1 protein-coding gene is annotated in these 1339 nt (G+C 70.4%); it reads right to left on the minus strand.

Features of this window, described 5'->3' with window-relative positions; all coding sequences use genetic code 11:
* The coding region (locus tag ACQKIP_RS47595) for a molybdopterin-dependent oxidoreductase (RefSeq protein WP_427745884.1) at positions 1-1339 on the minus strand (1339 nt) is incomplete at both ends.

A 1339-nucleotide genomic window follows, 5' to 3' on the forward strand; every position in this document is an offset into this window, starting at 1 on the left:
GACAGGTAGACGGGCAGGGCCTCGCCGACCTCGTGGATCCAGTCGTGGTCGAGGAAGAAGTGCTGGCGTCCGGTGAGGGTGTGCCAGGGCTTGAGGTGTTCGGTGTTGACGGTGAAGGCGGTGTAGCGCCGGCCGCCGGACTCGCTGCCCGACCACTCGGGCGAGGTGATGACGGGCACAGGGCGGGCCTGGGTGTCGGCGAAGGTGACCCGCTTGCCCTCGGCCTCGGCGGCCAGGTGGGCCATGGGGGTGCCGACCTTCTTCTCCAGGGTCTCGAAGCCCTGGGTGGCCAGGCGCCCGTTGGAGGTGCCCGAGAGCGAGAGGATCGCCTCGCAGGCGCGCTGGGCGGTGTCGATGCGGGGCCGTCCGTCGGCGACCCCGCCGCGTACGGTGCCGTTCTTCTCGCCGAGGTAGCCGACCTCCTCGCCCACGTCGAAGGTGATGGCCTTGGTGGTGACGCCCAGGGTGTCGACCAGCGGGCCCAGGGCGGCGAACTTCTCGCCGACGGCGCCGTAGTCGCGCTCCACGACCGCCAGGTTGTACATGGTGCGCCCGGGCACCGGCTCGCACTCGCCCTTCGACCAGTCAAGGGCGATGCCGCCGGGCTGGGCCATCTCCCCGCCGGGGGTGTCGTGCTGCAGCGCCGTGGCCACCACGTCCTTGCGTACGCCCAGGTGATCGGCGGCCAGTTCGCTGAACCTGCGGGCGAGCGTGTGGAAGGCGTCGAAGTCGGAGCGGGCCTGCCAGGGCGGGTCGACGGCCGGGGTGAAGGCATGCAGGAAGGGGTGCATGTCGGTGGAGGACAGGTCGTGCTTCTCGTACCAGGTGGCGGCGGGGAACACCACGTCGGCAAGGAGCGTCGTGGACGTCATGCGGAAGTCCATGGCCAGCAGCAGATCGAGCTTGCCCTCGACGTCTTTTTGGTGCCAGGTGACATCGCGCGGCGCGCACCGGGGCCCGTCGTCGGGGAGGTTGGAGTGGGTGCCCAGCAGGTGCTTGAGGAAGTACTCGTTGCCCTTGGAGCTCGATCCCAGGAGGTTGGCCCGCCATACGGTCAGCACGCGGGGCCAGTTGGCGGGCGCGTCGGGGTCTTCGCCCGCGAACTTCAGCCGTCCCGCCTTGAGTTCCTCGACGGTGTGCCGTACGGGGTCGTCGGCCTCGCCCAGGTCCAGGGGGTTGCGGTCGAAGGTGGGGTAGGAGGGCATCCAGCCCATGCGGGCTGAGGCGGCCAGGCAGTCGGCGCCGCTCATGCCCTCGAAGTGCCCCTCGGCCAGCGGGGACGCGAGGGACTCGGCGGGCAGGGTGTCGTAGCGCCACTGGTCGGTGTGCAGATAGAACC

The organism is Streptomyces sp. NPDC059900, assembly GCF_050270335.1.
Taxonomy (GTDB): Bacteria; Actinomycetota; Actinomycetes; order Streptomycetales; family Streptomycetaceae; genus Streptomyces.